The 15586-nt window shown below is 71.6% G+C and carries 15 protein-coding genes; 7 read left to right on the plus strand and 8 right to left on the minus strand.

Features of this window, described 5'->3' with window-relative positions; genetic code table 11:
* Positions 1-15: 15 nt before the first annotated feature.
* Positions 16-846: a TIGR02452 family protein gene (locus tag CHC11_RS22155; protein ID WP_089313676.1), complete on the plus strand. Its 831-nt coding sequence runs from the start codon at positions 16-18 to the stop codon at positions 844-846.
* Here CHC11_RS22155 and CHC11_RS22160 read toward each other — a convergent pair.
* Positions 843-1595 (minus strand): TetR/AcrR family transcriptional regulator C-terminal domain-containing protein, encoded by a 753-nt coding sequence (locus tag CHC11_RS22160; RefSeq protein ID WP_245919578.1) that lies wholly within the window; start codon positions 1593-1595, stop codon positions 843-845. The two genes, CHC11_RS22155 and CHC11_RS22160, sit on opposite strands and share 4 nt — an antisense overlap.
* A 168-nt stretch (positions 1596-1763) precedes the next feature.
* Between CHC11_RS22160 and CHC11_RS22165 the strand changes: the two genes are divergently transcribed.
* Positions 1764-3470 carry an MFS transporter gene (locus tag CHC11_RS22165; RefSeq protein ID WP_089313844.1) on the plus strand — a complete coding sequence of 569 codons (1707 nt, stop codon included), beginning with the start codon at positions 1764-1766 and terminating at the stop codon, positions 3468-3470.
* Positions 3471-3527: 57 nt separating this feature from the next.
* On the opposite strand, the gene CHC11_RS22170 is transcribed toward CHC11_RS22165, so the two are convergent.
* A complete protein-coding gene (locus tag CHC11_RS22170) occupies positions 3528-4454 on the minus strand; it encodes an LLM class F420-dependent oxidoreductase (RefSeq protein ID WP_089313677.1) in 927 nt (308 codons plus the stop codon).
* A gap of 58 nt (positions 4455-4512) precedes the next feature.
* On the minus strand, positions 4513-5247 hold the full coding sequence (locus CHC11_RS41480; protein ID WP_179278942.1) for a hypothetical protein: 735 nt from the start codon (positions 5245-5247) through the stop codon (positions 4513-4515).
* A gap of 243 nt (positions 5248-5490) precedes the next feature.
* Here CHC11_RS41480 and CHC11_RS22180 point away from each other — a divergent pair, with 243 nt between their 5' ends.
* Positions 5491-6522, plus strand: coding sequence for a glycoside hydrolase domain-containing protein (locus CHC11_RS22180; RefSeq protein ID WP_089313678.1), 1032 nt, complete (start codon positions 5491-5493; stop codon positions 6520-6522).
* Between the two features lies 1 nt (position 6523).
* Here CHC11_RS22180 and CHC11_RS22185 read toward each other — a convergent pair whose 3' ends face one another.
* Positions 6524-7705 (minus strand): GNAT family N-acetyltransferase, encoded by a 1182-nt coding sequence (locus CHC11_RS22185; RefSeq protein ID WP_089313679.1) that lies wholly within the window; start codon positions 7703-7705, stop codon positions 6524-6526.
* 460 nt (positions 7706-8165) lie between these two features.
* Here CHC11_RS22185 and CHC11_RS41485 point away from each other — a divergent pair, with 460 nt between their 5' ends.
* Positions 8166-8315: a hypothetical protein gene (locus tag CHC11_RS41485; RefSeq protein ID WP_179278943.1), complete on the plus strand. Its 150-nt coding sequence runs from the start codon at positions 8166-8168 to the stop codon at positions 8313-8315.
* 297 nt (positions 8316-8612) lie between these two features.
* Here the strand turns inward: CHC11_RS41485 and CHC11_RS43500 are convergent, their stop codons facing one another.
* Positions 8613-8735, minus strand: coding sequence for an ATP-binding protein (locus CHC11_RS43500; protein WP_143227192.1), 123 nt, complete (start codon positions 8733-8735; stop codon positions 8613-8615).
* 392 nt (positions 8736-9127) lie between these two features.
* On the opposite strand from CHC11_RS43500, the gene CHC11_RS22195 reads away from it, so the two are divergent.
* On the plus strand, positions 9128-9874 hold the full coding sequence (locus CHC11_RS22195; protein WP_089313681.1) for a GntR family transcriptional regulator: 747 nt from the start codon (positions 9128-9130) through the stop codon (positions 9872-9874).
* A gap of 45 nt (positions 9875-9919) precedes the next feature.
* Here CHC11_RS22195 and CHC11_RS22200 read toward each other — a convergent pair whose 3' ends face one another.
* From CHC11_RS22200 to CHC11_RS22210, 3 genes are all read right to left on the minus strand, one after another.
* Complete coding sequence (locus tag CHC11_RS22200) at positions 9920-10330, minus strand: PASTA domain-containing protein (protein ID WP_089313682.1); 411 nt, start codon at positions 10328-10330, stop codon at positions 9920-9922.
* Between the two features lie 308 nt (positions 10331-10638).
* A complete protein-coding gene (locus tag CHC11_RS22205) occupies positions 10639-11976 on the minus strand; it encodes a class I SAM-dependent RNA methyltransferase (protein ID WP_089313683.1) in 1338 nt (445 codons plus the stop codon).
* Complete coding sequence (locus CHC11_RS22210; RefSeq protein ID WP_089313684.1) at positions 11969-14002, minus strand: APC family permease; 2034 nt, start codon at positions 14000-14002, stop codon at positions 11969-11971. Before CHC11_RS22210 ends, CHC11_RS22205 begins: the two co-directional genes overlap by 8 nt.
* Before the next feature lie 257 nt (positions 14003-14259).
* On the opposite strand from CHC11_RS22210, the gene CHC11_RS22215 reads away from it, so the two are divergent.
* Positions 14260-14925, plus strand: coding sequence for a potassium channel family protein (locus CHC11_RS22215; RefSeq protein ID WP_089313685.1), 666 nt, complete (start codon positions 14260-14262; stop codon positions 14923-14925).
* Positions 14925-15584, plus strand: a complete 660-nt coding sequence (locus tag CHC11_RS22220; RefSeq protein WP_089313686.1) for a potassium channel family protein — start codon at positions 14925-14927, stop codon at positions 15582-15584. Before CHC11_RS22215 ends, CHC11_RS22220 begins: the two co-directional genes overlap by 1 nt.
* Positions 15585-15586: the final 2 nt, after the last annotated feature.

The raw sequence follows: 15586 nt of genomic DNA on the forward strand, positions 1-15586 counted from the left end.
AGAATCCGGGGGGACATGAGCAGACACCCCCGCCGGATGACCGCGCAGGAGACCGTGGCCATCCTCGAACGCGGCGACTACACGGCGCCGTCCGGCCGCGCCGTCTCGATCGCCGACGGCCTGGCCGAGGCCGTCCGGCGCACCGTCCTCTACCGGCCTGGCGAGCTGGACACGCTGCTGAAGAGACTTCCACCGGCCGACCCTGACACGCGGACGCGGATCGAGGTGACCGGCGAGACCACCCTCGCCGCCGCGCGGCGGCTGTGCGCCCCCGGGACGACGCCGTTCGCGCTCAACTTCGCCTCCGCGAAGAACCCGGGCGGCGGCTTCCTGAACGGAGCCCACGCCCAGGAGGAGGGGCTGGCGCGCTCCTCGGGCCTGTACGAGTCGCTGCGCGCGGCCAGGGAGTACTACGACTTCCACCGCGCGCAGGGGGACCTCCTCTACAGCGACCACATGATCTACTCGCCGGACGTGCCGGTGTTCCGGGAGGACTCCGGACGGCTGCTGGAGGAGCCGTACGGCGTCTCGTTCCTGACGTCGCCCGCCCCGAACCGCGGCGCGATCCGGGACGCCGGCAAGGCCGAGCGGATTCCCGTGGTGCTGCGGCTTCGCGCCCGCAAGGTCCTCGCCGTGGCGCTGGCCAACGGCCACACCCGGCTCGTTCTCGGCGCCTGGGGCTGCGGAGTGTTCCGCAACGACCCGGCCGAGGTCGCCGAGGTGTTCGCCGAGGCGCTGCGTCCGGGCGGAGGGTTCGCCGGACGGTTCGAGCACGTGGTCTTCGCCGTCTGGGACACCGCCGCGGGCGCCCCCAGGCACGCGGCCTTCCAGCGCGCCTTCGCCTAGGCGTCCCCCTCCGGACGGGGCGGCTCCTCGGCGTAGGAGGCGATCCCGCGGACCAGGAGGTCGAGGCCGAACTCGAAGCGCCCGTCGCCGTCCTCCGCGGTGAGTTCGTCCACCATGCCGGAGATCGTGGGGTAGCGGTCCTTGGGCAGTGCGGCGAAGTACTCCCGGATCTGCTCGAGGTACTCGTAGAAGGGCGCCCACGGGTCGTCCGCCCCGGCGGGCGCCTTGGCGTGGTGGAGCGTGTCCTCGATGGCATCGGCGTCGAGGAACATGCCGAGGGTGCTGACGGCGAGCCCGGCGATCCGCTTCGGGACGCCGCCGGCGTGCATGAGGGCGAGCTGCGCCTCGGCGACGTCCAGCAGGTGGGGTCCGGTGGGGATGAGCGCCATCGACACCGTCGCGATGTCGCGGTGCGAGGTGTAGACGCGGCGGATCTCGCGCGCCAGCTCCTTCAGCTGCTGCTGCCAGCGCGCCGGGTCCGGGTCGGGGAGCCGGATCTCGGCGGCCACCCGGTCGAGCATCAGCTCGCGCAGCTCCTCCTTGTTCGAGACGTGGGCGTACAGGGACGCGGGGCCCGTGCCGAGCTCCTGGGCGACGCGGCGCATGGTCACGGCCTCCAGCCCCTCGGCGTCCAGGACGCGGATCGCCGTGTCGACGACCAGCTCCTGCGTGAGCGGCTGCCTGGCGGGCGCGGCCTTGCGCGGCCTGCGGCCGGGCGGCGTCGGCATGTCCGGGCGTGCGGTGGCCACGTCAGGACCCCCCAATCTCGCGATACATCTTGACTGTCGCGAATCGCGATATATCTTCTCTATTGCGGAGATGATTTTCCGGAACACGAACATCGTACTTGACACGAACACCGTTCGCCCTTAGAACATTGTTCGTAACCAACGAACACCGTTCCTCCCGGAGTGACCATGACCGACACACTGACCTCCCCCGCCCGGGGCGCCGCGGACGGCGGCTACCGCTGGCGCTGGGTCGCCCTGTTCGTGATCCTCGCCGGCGAGGTCATGGACATGCTGGACGCCCTGATCACCAACATCGCGGCCCCCACGATCCGCGCGGATCTCGGCGGATCGGCCGCCACCATCCAGTGGCTCGCCGCCGCCTACACCCTCGCCATGGCCGTCGGGCTCATCACCGGCGGGCGCCTCGGAGACCTCTACGGACGCAGGCGGATGTTCGTCCTCGGCGCGGTCGGCTTCACGGTCGGCTCGCTGCTGTGCGGCATCGCCGGCTCCCCCGGGATGCTGATCGGCGCCCGGGGCATGCAGGGCCTGTTCGGCGCGCTGATGCTGCCGCAGGGCATCGGAATGATCAAGCAGATGTTCTCGGCGAAGGAGATGGGCGCGGCGTTCGCCATGTTCGGGCCGGTCATGGGGCTGTCGTCGGTCGGCGGCCCGGTGCTGGCCGGCTGGCTGATCGACGCCGACCTGTTCGGCACCGGCTGGCGGATGATCTTCCTGATCAACCTGCCGCTGGGCGCCGCCGCCGTGCTGGCCGGGCTGAAGTTCCTGCCCGCCGGGCGCGCCGAGCACGCCTCCCGCCTCGACCTCACCGGCGCGGCCCTGGCCTCCCTCGGCGCCGGGCTGCTGGTCTACCCCCTCGTCCAGGGCCGCGAGCACGACTGGCCCGCCTGGACGTTCGCCATGATGGCCGCCTCCCTCGTCGTGTGGGGCGTGTTCGCCTGGTACGAGACCCGCAAGCAGCGCTCCGGCGGCGACCCGCTGATCGTGCCGACCCTGTTCCGCAAGCGGGGCTTCACCGGCGGCCTCGTCGTCGGCCTGGTGTTCTTCTCCGGCGTCGCCGGCCTCGGCCTGGTGCTGGCGCTGTTCTTCCAGCTCGGGCTGGGCTACTCCCCGCTCAAGGCGGGCCTCGCGCAGATCCCGTGGTCGGTCGGCATCATCATCGGGTTCGGCGCCATGCAGGCCGTGCAGAGCCTCGGCCGCAAGGTGATCCACGCGGGCGCCGTCATCATGGCCGCCGGGATCGCCGGGCTGTACTTCACCCTCCGGTACGCCGGGATCGACGTCACCCCCTGGCAGCTCGTCCCCGCGCTGACCGTCACCGGGATCGGCATGGGCCTGCTGATGGGGCCCTTCTTCGACACCGTGCTCGCGGGCGTCGAGCCCGAGGAGACCGGCTCGGCGGGCGGCACGCTCACCGCCGTCCAGCAGCTCGGCAGCGCGCTCGGCGCGGCCGTCCTCGGCACGGTCTTCTTCGGGCTGCTCGGCGGGCACGTCGCGACCGCCGCCGACGACGGCGCCGCCGGCCTGCGCCGCGACCTCGCCGCCGCGTCCGTCCCGGCCGCGCAGCGGGACCGCGTCGTGGACGGCCTGCGCGACTGCGGCCGCGACCGCGCCACCGCCAAGGACGCCGCCGCCGTGCCCGCGTCCTGCCACCGGCTCCAGGGCGAGGTCCGGGCCGCCGTCGCCGCCGCGCCGCAGTCGGCGCCCGCCGTCCAGAAGGCGGTCGCCGAGGCCGGGGAGCACGCCGCCAAGGCCGGGTTCGGCGACGCCATGAAGTTCACGCTGTGGGTCGAGGTCGGGCTCCTCGGCCTGACCTTCCTGGCGACGTTCCTGCTGCCGATGCACGCGCGCCCGGAAGAGGCACCCGCCTGACGGAACGAAGGGCCCGCGCCCGGGGACGCCTCCCCGGGCGCGGGCCCCGCGTCGCCGTCAGACCTTGCTCATCACCTCGGAGGCCAGCAGCTCCACGTGCTCCAGGTCGCTCATGTCGAGGACCTGGAGGTAGAGGCACTCCGCGCCCAGCTCGCCGAACCGGCCGATCTTGTCGACCAGCTCCTGCGGGGTGCCGGCCAGACCGTTCTCGCGCAGCTCGGGAACCTGCCGGCCGATGGCGTCGGCGCGCCGCTTCAGCTCCGCCTCGTCCCGCCCGCAGCAGACGACCTGCGCGGCCGAGTACACCAGCGGCCTCGTCCGGCCCGCCTCGGCGCACGCCGCACGGACCCGGTCGAACGCGCCGCCGGTGTCCTCGACCTGGTGGAACGGGACGTTGTACTCGTCGGCGTACCGGGCGGCGAGCCGCGGCGTCCGCTTCGTCCCGGCCCCGCCGATGATGATCGGCGGCCCGCCCGGCCGCACGGGCTTGGGCAGCGCGGGCGACCCGCTGAGGGTGTAGTGCTCCCCGCTGAAGGAGAAGGTCTCGCCGGGCGGCGTCCCCCACAGCCCGGTGAGGATCTGCAACTGCTCCTCAAGCCGCTCGAACCGCTCGCCCAGGCTCGGGAAGGGGATGCCGTAGGCGGTGTGCTCCTCCTCGTACCACCCCGTCCCGAGGCCCAGGTCGACGCGCCCGCCGCTCATCTGGTCGACCTGCGCGACGGAGATGGCCAGCGGCCCCGGGTAGCGGAACGTTCCGGCAGTCACCAGCGTGCCGAGCCTGATCCGGCTGGTCTCCCGGGCCAGCGCGCCCAGGGTGATCCAGGAATCGGTCGGACCCGGCTCGCCCGTCATGTCCCCCATCTTGAGGAAGTGGTCGGAACGGAAGAACGCGTCGAAGCCGAGGTCCTCGGCCGCCTTGGCGACGGCGAGCTGTGTCTCATACGTCGCCCCCTGCTGGGGCTCGGTGAAGATTCGAAGTCGCATGTCCCCATCCTCGTACGGACCGGGCGGCGATCGCGCGGCGGGGCCGCGCCGCTCGTCGTCATCGCACGTGCGAGGTCCGCCGCACCGCCGCCGGCGTCTTGACGCCGGGCTTCTTGACGCCCGGCTTCTTGACGCCGGGCTTCTTCGCGGCCGGCTTCTTGACGCCGGGCTTCTTGACGCCGGGCTTCTTGACGCCGGGCTTCTTGACGCCCGGCTTCTTGACGCCCGGCTTCTTGACGCCCGGCTTCTTGACGCCCGGCTTCTTGACGCCCGGCTTCTTCGCGGCCGGCTTCTTCGGCGCCGCCGTGGAATGTCCGAGGTGGGCGGTCCTGGCGATGCGGACGGCCGGGAACGGGCGGGCCGTGCGCGCCCTGCCCCACGCCGCCGACCCGCGCAGGCGGATCGTCTGGCCCGGCCTGGCGCAACCGGACACCCTCACCCTGATCGCGCCGGTCACGGTCTGCCCCTTCCGCACGGTGCCGAGGTCGCAGAAGACCGTCCACCCCGCGGCCGCGCAGTCCCTGTGCCCCGAGACGAACGCCAGCGATCTCGGCAGCGTCGTCCTGAACACCGCCCTGCGGGGCCTCCCCGGCCCGCTGGCGGTGATCTTGAACCTCCACTCGTAGGTGCGTCCTCGGACCACGGCGCTCGCGGGAGCGCCCGTGCGAAGCGCCACGGCCGCGGCCCGCTTGCCGTGCTTCCCGGGTCCCGCACTCGGGCCGGGACCGTCGGCTCGCGCCGCAACCGGCACGAGCACGCCCCCCAGCAGCGGCGCGGCGATCGCCAGCACCATGCCCTGCACCCTCAATGTCCGGATCACTACGAACCCCCCGTGGCCTGCGAGTCTCTTACCGGTCACCGTCCGTTCTAGTGATCAGGAGCCGTGCCCGCCAACGCCGCGTCGGCGTGTCGCCACGCACGGTGATCTTGCTCGTCCGCCTCTTCCGGACGGTCGACCTCCGCAATCTCCTGCGCCCCAAAGCACAAGGCTGTTAAATCGCCTAGACCCCAACGATCCCCGACACATGGAGCTGACATGGCTGTCTTCGGCGTCGACTACGCGTGGGGCCGCCCCGGGGCGCCCGCGCTGGAACGCGCCGGGGCGAAGTTCGCGTGCCGCTACCTGTCACACGACACGACCGGCAAGAACCTGACCCGCAAGGAGGCCGACGAACTGTCCGCCGCGGGCATCTGGCTGGTCGTCGTGTGGGAGTCGACCGCCAAGCGACCCCTCGACGGGCGGTCAGCCGGCGCCGCCGACGCCCGCGACGCCGCCGCCCAGGCCAAGGCGTGCGGCATGCCGGACGACCGGCCCATCTACTTCGCCGCCGACTGGGACGCCACCTCCGGACAGCAGGACGAGATCAACGCCTACCTGGACGGCGCGGCGAGCGTCCTCGGCCGCGGCCGGGTCGGCCTCTACGGCGGCCACGGCCCGGTCAAGCGCGCCTTCGACGCCAAGAAGATCACCTTCGGCTGGCAGACGTACGCCTGGTCGGGCGGCAGGTGGGACGCCCGCGCCCAGCTCCAGCAGTACTCCAACGACCACACGATCAACGGCGTCGGCGTCGACTACGACCGCGGCGTCAAGAGCGACTACGGGCAGTGGCGCGTCGGCGTCTCGCCCGAGGGAGAGGACGACATGCCCGAGTACGTGTCCGTCGGCACCGGTGGCGACCACCAGGAGCTTCCTCCCGGCAAATGGACCACGGTCACCTGGAGCAAGGAGTACTCCGACAGCGAACACCAGCACGGCGACGCGGGCGGGCCGAGCCTGCTGACCGGTTCGGCCCGCTACAGCCTGTCGGTGGGCGCGACGCTCAGCGACGTTCCCGCGGGCACGCTCATCCAGGCCCGGGTGATCGAGGTGGAGATCGACAACACCTCCAGCTACCAGGTCGGCCCCGTCCAGGACTTCATCTCCGTCGGCGACACCACCAACCTCGTCTACGGTCTCGCCGCCGACACCGTCGAGGCGGGCAAGCGCGTGCGCTTTCAGCTGCTCCACCAGGGCGCCGCCGCGGCGACGCTCTCCAAGGCCAGCGCCAAGGTCTTCTTCTGGCGGTGACTCAGAAGTCGTCGTTGATGTAAGGCGCGAGGGGGACGGCCAAGGCGGCCTCCAGACGGGCGGCCGCGCCCGGCGTGTGCTCGGCGACGACGCCGATCCGGACCAGCGTGACCGGGCTCTGGCCGCCCAGGTACACGGCCGCGAGGTCGGCCGCGGTCAGGCTCAGGTCCGGGGGCCCCGAGGCCGGGTCGCACACAGGCGCCGCGCCGGTGCTGAGGCGCCAGCGTCCCGCGTTCTCCGGAATGCGAGGATCGTCGACCTCCAGGACGAAGGCGTCCTCCGTTGCCCAGGAACGAGCCCGGAGGGCGGCCGGCAGGTCGATCAGGCGGAGCCACAGCGCGCCGTAGTCGCTCTTGACGGCGACCCGGTCGGGATCGGCGACCATGTGCGGCAGCAGATCGTCCACCGGCCGGTTCGGCGCCTCGACGCGGGAGATCAGGTCGATCGACGCCAGGAACCCCCAGAGCGCGGCCTCGGCCCCGGCGGTGTCGGCGACGAGGTCGACGACCCTGACCGTCCCCGCCCGGACCCGGTAGACCGCGTAACCGGCAGGATGCACGACGATCCGCGGCGCGGTGTACCCGGAGGCGTCCCGGTCGACCGGCCGCAGGATCCCCTTGGCCCACCACTCGGGGTCGCGGACGAGCCCGCCCGGCCGCACCGCCAGCGACCGCCGATGGATCGGGTCGGCCACCTCGAACGCGGAGCCGGCGTCAACGAGCCGCAACGGCCGGTCATCCGGCACGGTGCGCAGTTCCAGCGGACGGGACGTATCGACTTCCAGCCCGATCGCCCGCGTGGCCAGACCGAACCCGTACCGGCCATAGATGGCGCCTTGGGACGCCCAGAGCGCGGCGACCGGACGCCCCGCGGCGATGGCGTCGGCGGCCATCCGGTCCATCATGGACGTCAGAATCCCCCGCCGGCGGTGCGTGGGCAGGACCCCGACGAACGTGACCGCCGAGCAGTCGAGCAGCGCCCCCGGAACCGCGAGCCGCATCGGCAGGGCAGCCAGCTGCCCGACCTTCGTCTCTCCGTCGAAGGCGCCGATCCGCTCGGCACGCGCAACCGGCCACCCGTCCCGCTCGCGGTCGATCTCCTCCACGGGAACGTGGAACACCATCCCGGCGAAGTCGACCATCAGCCCGGCATCGGCCTCCGGCACGTCCCTGATCTCGATCACACTTCCACGCTAACCCGAGCCGCAACCGGTTTTCCGAGCTCAGCCGCACACAGAATCGTCAGGCACTCCCCCAACAGGGACGCCGCAAGCGCCAGCCGCGACCCGTCCGGCCGGCGACTTCGGGGTCGAGGCGGCAGCCGGGACACGGTGCACGGTCGACCGGACATCGCCGTCCCCTGCTCACCACGTGCTGCGAGGTCGGCCTCCTCCGGCGGGGCGCGTAGGTCCGCGCAAGCGCCGGCCCAGCATCATCGACTCCCCATCGCCCCTGACCGCCTGGTAGACGGCCAAGCGCGCCCGCATCATCGGCACCGTCCCGAAGTGGACGGCGCCGCGCACGACGCCCCCGCCACCCCCGCCACCAGCCACCCCAGGGGGTTGCGGCGGCCAACGATCTCGGAACTGTCCTTTCCGAGGCGGTTTCACAAGGGAGCCGTACAACAAAGGAAAGGCGCAACCGATGGCTGACAAGAGGGACAAGTGGGCCCAAGGCAAGGCCCACCAGTCTGAGGCGAACAAGGCGGAAGGCATCGAAGAGGAGTCGAGCGACGACTACCGTTCCGGCCCCCAGGACCAGCAGCAGGGGCAGCAGGGGCAGCCGGGCAAGTAGGGCGGCCCGCACGAACAACCCCCGGGGATAAGTAATTCCCTAGAGGCTCGAAGTGAAGGGCTGGCTCCTCGCCAGCCCTTCATTACTTAGGCCACGACCGGTTCACCGGGGAGAGGCGCCAGCGCGTCGACGAGCAGCAGGCGGTAGGGCCGAACTCGACGCGCAGCGCGGCGCAGCGCGCTTCCAGGTCCGCGGATGGTGTCGCGGGCGGTTTGGGCTTGGGTACCTTGCTCATAGCCGGGCCTCGATTCCGGTTAGGCCCGGGGGCATCCGGTGTTCCCGCACCGGCCCGGGCCGTCATTGCTCGTTCCAGGTCAGCTCGGCCCACATGGTCCGCCCGCCGGCGCTGGCGTCGTGGCCCACCTTGTCGGCATAGGTGTAGACGACGAGCAAGCCGCGGCCGTGGTCGTCCTCCTCCACGGGGATGCTGGGGACGGGGTGCCACCGCCTGCCGTCGCCAAGTCGTGGACGGCGATGCGGGCGCGGCCGGGCTCTGTCGTCACGGTGACGGTGACCTCGCCGCCGTCGCCGCCGTCGCCGCTGGGCGTGTGCCGCAGCGAGTTGGCGACCAGCTCGGCGGCGATGAGCTCGGCGTCGCACCGACGCGGGCAGTCATCGAGCATCGCACGTACGAAGGCCCGGGCGGCTGGCACCATGGACGTGCAGCCGGGGTAGGTCTGGCTCCACTCCACGGATACCTCTTACGGACTGTGATCGTGCCATCACAGTTCAACCTGTGCGCACAGCTTGCAAGCAGTGCGCACAGGTTGTCAGCTGTGTCCGAGCATTCGCACCCGGCAACCGGAGGCGCCGTGATCCAGCCCGCCTACCAGCGCATAGCCGATGATCTACGGCGCCAGATCATCGACGGCTCGCTCGCCCCAGGCGACCGCGTCCCTTCGCGGGCCCAGATCCGGCACCGCTACGAGGTGTCCGATGCCGTCGCTCTGCAGGCCGTCCGCCTGCTGATCACCGAAGGGTTCCTGGAGGCCAAGTCCGGATCGGGCACCTATGTGCGCCGCAAACCAGAACTGAAGCGCCTCGCCCGGTCCTGGTACGGCTCATCCGGCCGGGACGGGTCGCCGTTCCGTGCGGAGATGCAGCGGCAGGGCCGCGCGGGCACGTGGCGCGTGTCGTCCGAGACCGGTTCCGCCGACCCGCGGATCGCTGAGCGGCTCGACGTCGCGGCGGGCGACCCGGTGATGGTGAGCCGCTACACCTTTCTGGCCGACGAGCAACCCGTGATGCTGTCCACGAGTTGGGAGCCGCTCGACCTCACGCGCGGCACGCCGGTCATATTCCCGGAGGAGGGCCCGCACGCCGGAGCCGGGGTGGTCGCGCGGATGCGGGTGATCGGGCAGCGCATCGAGTCAGTGCATGAGGTCGTGACGGCGCGGCCGGTGCTGCAGTCGGAGGCGGAGCTGCTCGGCGAGGCGCTCGGTTCGGTCGTGCTGGTGATCCGGCGGACGTACCGGACGGCGGAGCGGGCGGTGGAGACGGCGGACATCGTGGTGCCCACGGACCGATATGAGGCGGAGTACGTTCTGCCGGTGGAATGACGACCGCCCGCCGGCGGGGAGGCCGACGGGCTGGTGCTCGGAGGCCTACTCCCCGATCTTCTTGGAGTACAGGGTGATCGTCGCCTCCGGCGTCACGCTCGTCCCGGCCTTCGGCTTCTGGCGGACCACCTGCCAGTTGCGGTCCAGGATGAGCATCCGCCCCTGTCCGGTCACATCCTCCTCTTGCAGCATCCAGAGTCCCGCTGCCTGCATGATGTTCTGAGCGGTCTGGTGGTTCTTCCCGACCACGTCCGGGACGCGAATCTTCTTCGTCGCTGGGGCTTTCGCGCTGCTCGGGAGTGCGGTCGGCGTGCTCACGGGCGCGGTCGCACTGGTCGCACTGGGCGGTGCGACGGTCACGGTCTTGGTAGGGGCGGCTCTGTCCGCGGTGCCTCCGCACGCGGTGAGGGCCAGAGCGGCCACGAGAAGTGCGACAAGGATGGTGACGCTGCGCATGGGGGGTCCTGTCGTGATCTGCCAAGGCTGAGGGACGCGTGTTGGACGCCTCACCTCCCGTGGACGGTTCACGCAAGGTAGCCCTCTGTCACTGTTCGGCTACGCCTCCGTTACGCGCCTGGCCCGTTACGCCCCCGTTGCGGGCGCGAATGGGTTGCTGCGTTCATGCGTTCATGCGTTCTTAATCGTGCGCGTCATTCACGCGTCTCGCACCTGCGCCACTGGTGCGCAGTGAAGGGGGAGCCCGACTCCCACGGCGCCCCGTCCGATCCCTTACGGGCCGACGACCTTGCTGGTCGCCGCGTTGATCAGCCTCTGACGAGGGTCGCCAGGCACTCTACGTGGTGGGTCATGGGGAAGGCGTCGAAGGCGCGGAGGGACTCCAGGGTCCAGCCGCGTTCGCTGAAATAGGCGAGGTCGCGGGCGAGGGTGGCCGGGTCGCAGGAGACGTAGGCGATCTTGCGGGCGGCGAGGCGGGTGATGTGCTCGACGACCTCGCGGCCCGCGCCGGTGCGGGGCGGGTCGAGGACGACGAGGTCGGCGCGCCGGACCCGGGATCCGCCGTGGTGGCCTGTGCCGCGCTTGTTCTGGGTGCGGGAGCCCGAGGACGCGCGGCCGAACTCCAGGTCGGGGACGACCTCCTCCACGGAGCCGCGCTCGATCGAGACGTTCGGCAGGTCGCGCAGGTTGAAGCGGGCGTCGCGGACGGCCTGGCCGTCGGACTCGATGCCGACGACGAGGCCCTCGTCGCCGACGCGGTCGGCGAGGACGCCGGCGAACAGGCCGACGCCGCAGTACAGGTCGAGGGCGATGTCGCCGGGCTTCGGTTCGAGAGCGTCCAGGACGGCGTCGGCGAGCAGCTGCGCGGCGCCCGGGTGCACCTGCCAGAAGCCGCTGCCGCTCACCTGGTAGAGCCGCCCGGAGACCTCTTCGCGCACGTACGGGAGGCCGGCGCCCGGTTCGGGCTTGCCGCGCACGAGCCGGACGGGCACGTCCAGCCGCGGGACCCGGATCTTGCGGCGGTCGCGGCCGCGCAGCACCACCAGGCGGTCGCCCGTGCTCGCCGACACCACGCCCTCGACGCCGGACGCGCCCGGCCAGCGCTTGCGCTCGATGCCCATCAGCTCCACGCCGGGGTGGGCGATCAGGCACTCGTCCACGGGTTCGAGGTCGTGCGACCGGTGCTTGCGCAGGCCGACGACGCCGGAGGAGACCGAGAACTGGACGCGGGTGCGCCAGCCGAGCCCCGGCCGCGGCGTCACCTCGCTGTCGACCGGGTAGGGGACCTCCTCGACGACGACCGTGCGGGTGATCCCGGCGAGCCGCTCCAGCTGCTCCTGCACGACCGCGGCCTTCAGCGCCCGCTGGGCGGGCAGGGAGGCGTGCTGCCAGTCGCAGCCGCCGCACCGCCCGGGACCGGCGAACGGGCACGGCGCCTGCACCCGGTCGGGGGACGCCTCGATGATCTCCACGGCGTCGGCGCGGAGGAAGTTCTTGGTCCGGTCGGTGACGCGGGCCCGCACCCGTTCGCCGGGCAGGGCGTGCCGGACGAAGACCACGCGCCCCTCGTGCCGGGCGACGCAGAAACCGCCGTTGGCGACGTTGCCGACCTCCAGTTCGAGGACGTCGGGTTCGAGTTCAGTCACGGTCCGAAACACTACCGGCCCCGGGGCGTGTTCCGGCCCGGGGCGGGCGCCGGGACGAGCCGGGCCCGGGCGGCTCGGTACGACCCTTGAGCCGGTCGGAGGACTGCAGCTGCCAGGCGACGCTCGTCACCATCACGCCCGGCTGGAACAGCAGCCGGCCCTTCAGCCGCAGCGCGCTCTGGTTGTGCAGGAGCTGCTCCCACCAGTGGCCGACGACGTACTCGGGGATGAACACGGTGACGACGTCGCGGGGGCTCTTGCGCCGGACGCTCTTGACGTACAACAGCACCGGGCGCGTGATCTCCCGGTACGGCGAGTCGAGGATCTTCAGCGGGACGGGGATGTCGAGGGCGTCCCACTCGTCCTGGAGCCGCTGCGACTCCTCGGCGTCCACCGCCACGGTCACCGCCTCCAGCGTGGACGGCCGGGTGGCGCGGGCGTAGGCCAGGGCCCGCAGCGTCGGCTTGTGGATCTTGGAGACGAGCACGATGCCGTGGTTGCGGGCGGGCAGCGCGACGTCCTCGCCGGAGGGGACCAGTTCCGCGGCGACCCGGTCGTAGTGCCGCCTGATCGCCTTCATCAGCAGGAACAGCAGCGGCATCGCGATGCAGACGATGTAGGCGCCCAGCGCGAACTTGGTGATCAGCACGACGACCAGGACGATGCCGGTGAGGGTGGCGCCGAAGGCGTTGATCCCGCGAGAGGTGCGCATCCGGCGGCGCTGCGCCGGGTCGGCCTCGGCGGCGAGCAGCCGGTTCCAGTGCCGGACCATGCCGACCTGGCTGACGGTGAACGACACGAAGACGCCGACGGTGTAGAGCGGGATCAGCCGGCTGACGGACGCGTCGTAGGCGTAGATCAGCAGCCCGGCCATGGTGGCCAGGATGATGATGCCGTTGCTGTAGGCGAGCCGGTCCCCGCGGGTGTGCAGCTGGCGCGGCAGGTAGCGGTTCTGCGCGAGCACCGAGCCGAGCACCGGGAACCCGTTGAACGCGGTGTTGGCGGCGAGGAACAGGATCAGCGCGGTCATCGCGGTGACCAGCGCGAACCCGGGGGTGAAGTTGCTGAACACCGTGTGCGCCACCTGCGCGATCACCGGGTCGGCGTCGGTCACGGGCTTGCCGGTGGACGGGTCGATCAGCTGGCTGCCCTGGTCGGGCTCGGCGAACTTGGCGTCGGTGATGTAGGCGAACGCGGTCACGCCGCCGAACAGCGTCATCGCGACGAGCCCGAGCATCAGCAGGGTCGTGGCGGCGTTCTCGCCCTTGGGCTTGCGGAACGCGGGCACGCCGTTGCTGATCGCCTCGACCCCGGTCAGCGCGGCGCAGCCGGAGGAGAAGGCCCGCAGCAGCAGGAACACCAGGGCGAACCCGGCGAGGCCCATCTCGTCGCCGCGGACCTCGTAGTGCGCCGTCTCGGCCTGCAGGTCGGTGCCCGAGACGAGCCGGACCAGGCCCCACGCCAGCATGCCGAAGACCGCGAACATGAACAGGTAGGTGGGGATCGCGAAGGCGACCCCGGCCTCCTTGAGGCCGCGCAGGTTCCCGAGGGTGAGCAGCACGACGATGACGATCGCGACGGCGACCTCGTGCGGCTGCATGAACTTCAGCAGGGCGCCGAGGTTCTCCACCCCCGACGACACCGACACCGCCACGGTGAGGACGTAGTCGACCAGCAGCGCGCTGGCCACCACGACGCCCCAGTTGTCGCCGAGGTTGGTGGTGGCGACCTCGAAGTCGCCGCCGCCGCTCTGGTAGGCCCGGACGTTCTGCCGGTAGGAGGCGACCACGGTGAGCAGGATGATCACGACGGCCGCGGCGATCCACGGGGTGTAGTGGTACATCACGAGGCCGCCCGCGCCGAGCGCGAGGAGGATCTCCTGCGGGGCGTAGGCGACCGACGACAGTGCGTCACTCGCGAAGACGGGCAGCGCGATGCGCTTCTTCAGCAGCTGTTCGTGCTGCTGGGCGCTGCTCAGCGCGCGGCCGAGGAGGAGCCGCTTCGCGAGGTCCGGAACCTTTGACACGCAACGAGACTCTAGCCCCTGCGGACCGCTGCGCAGCGCCCGGCCGCCCCCGTCGGACGGTGCCCGCGCGACCGCCTCGCCGCCCCGGCGGATAGCTGGTTGAGTAGTACTCGCCTGGGCGGATGTGTAGGTTTGCAGCCCGCAGGGATCATTCACAGGAAACGGTCCTCGGGTGCGGCGCGGTGTCGGCGGCGAATGCCGTGCCCGGCGCGGGGGGTACAGGGGGAGTGTCCCCCTGGACGGAAGAGGGAACGGCCGTGCATATCGTGATCATGGGATGCGGGCGGGTCGGCTCGACGCTCGCCCACATCCTGGAGGACAAGGGTCACTCGGTGGCCATCATCGACCAGAGCCCGGAGGCGTTCCGCCGGCTGCGCAGCGGGTTCCGGGGCCGCCGCATCACCGGGTTCGGATTCGACCGCGAGGTCATCGCCGAGGCGGGCATCGAGCGCGCGTCGGCGTTCGTGGCCGTCAGCAGCGGCGACAACTCCAACATCATTTCCGCGCGGGTCGCGCGCGAGACGTTCGGGGTCGACAACGTGGTGGCCCGGATCTACGACCCGCGCCGGGCGGAGGTCTACCAGCGCCTCGGCATCCCCACGGTCGCGACCGTGCGGTGGACGGCCGACCAGATCCTGCGCCGCCTGCTGCCCGAGGGCGCCGAGCCGCTGTGGCGCGACCCGACCGGCGCGGTCGTCCTGGCCGAACTGGACTCCGGCCACCTGTGGGTGGGCGAGAAGGTCGGCGAGCTGGAGGAGCACGCGAAGACCCGGGTGGCGTTCCTGTCCCGGATGGGCGAGGCGCTCGTCCCCGATCGTGACACGGTGATCCAGGACGGCGACATCGTGCACATCATGGCGGGGGCCGACGACCTGGAGCGCGTCAACGCCGCGGTCGCGGCGCGGAACGGAGAGGACGCTTGATGCGGGTCGCGATCGCGGGGGCCGGCGCGGTGGGCCGGTCCATCGCCCAGGAGCTGCTGGAGAACGGGCACGAGGTTCTCCTGATCGACAAGAGCCCGAAGGCCATCAAGGTGGAGATGGTGCCGCGCGCGGAGTGGCTGCTGGCCGACGCGTGCGAGATCGCCGCGCTGGACGACGCTGCACTTGAGCGCTGCCAGGTGGTGGTCGCCTCCTCCGGCGACGACAAGGTCAACCTGGTGGTGTCGCTGCTGGCCAAGACCGAGTACGGCGTTCCGCGCGTGGTGGCGCGGATCAACCACCCGAACAACGAGTGGCTGTTCAACGAGTCGTGGGGCGTGGACGTGGCGGTCTCCACGCCGCGGCTGCTGTCGGCGCTGGTGGAGGAGGCCGTCAGCGTCGGCGACCTCGTCCGGCTGATGACGTTCCGGCAGGGCGAGGCCAACCTGGTGGAGCTCACGCTGCCCGACGACGCCCCCCTCGGCGGCGAGCGCGTCGGCTCGGTGGACTGGCCGCGCGACACCGCCCTGGTGGCGATCCTGCGCGAGGGCCGGGTGCTGGTCCCCACGTCCGACGACACCCTGGAGCCGGGCGACGAGCTGATGTTCGTGGCCACCCAGGACGTGGAGGACGAACTCGCCGAACTCCTCGGCGGAAGGTAGCG

It is taken from the genome of Actinomadura mexicana, assembly GCF_900188105.1.
In the GTDB taxonomy this organism is placed as follows: domain Bacteria; phylum Actinomycetota; class Actinomycetes; order Streptosporangiales; family Streptosporangiaceae; genus Spirillospora; species Spirillospora mexicana.

Excerpts from the sequence above, each read along its gene's own strand:
- CHC11_RS22220 (WP_089313686.1), top strand. The coding sequence starts at position 14,925 with ATGCGGGTCGCGATCGCGGGGGCCGGCGCGGTGGGCCGGTCCATCGCC.
- CHC11_RS41485 (WP_179278943.1), top strand. The coding sequence starts at position 8,166 with ATGGCTGACAAGAGGGACAAGTGGGCCCAAGGCAAGGCCCACCAGTCT.
- CHC11_RS22165 (WP_089313844.1), top strand. The coding sequence starts at position 1,764 with ATGACCGACACACTGACCTCCCCCGCCCGGGGCGCCGCGGACGGCGGC.
- CHC11_RS22170 (WP_089313677.1), bottom strand. The coding sequence starts at position 4,454 with ATGCGACTTCGAATCTTCACCGAGCCCCAGCAGGGGGCGACGTATGAG.
- CHC11_RS22155 (WP_089313676.1), top strand. The coding sequence starts at position 16 with ATGAGCAGACACCCCCGCCGGATGACCGCGCAGGAGACCGTGGCCATC.
- CHC11_RS41480 (WP_179278942.1), bottom strand. The coding sequence starts at position 5,247 with ATGGTGCTGGCGATCGCCGCGCCGCTGCTGGGGGGCGTGCTCGTGCCG.
- CHC11_RS22200 (WP_089313682.1), bottom strand. The coding sequence starts at position 10,330 with ATGCGCAGCGTCACCATCCTTGTCGCACTTCTCGTGGCCGCTCTGGCC.
- CHC11_RS22180 (WP_089313678.1), top strand. The coding sequence starts at position 5,491 with ATGGCTGTCTTCGGCGTCGACTACGCGTGGGGCCGCCCCGGGGCGCCC.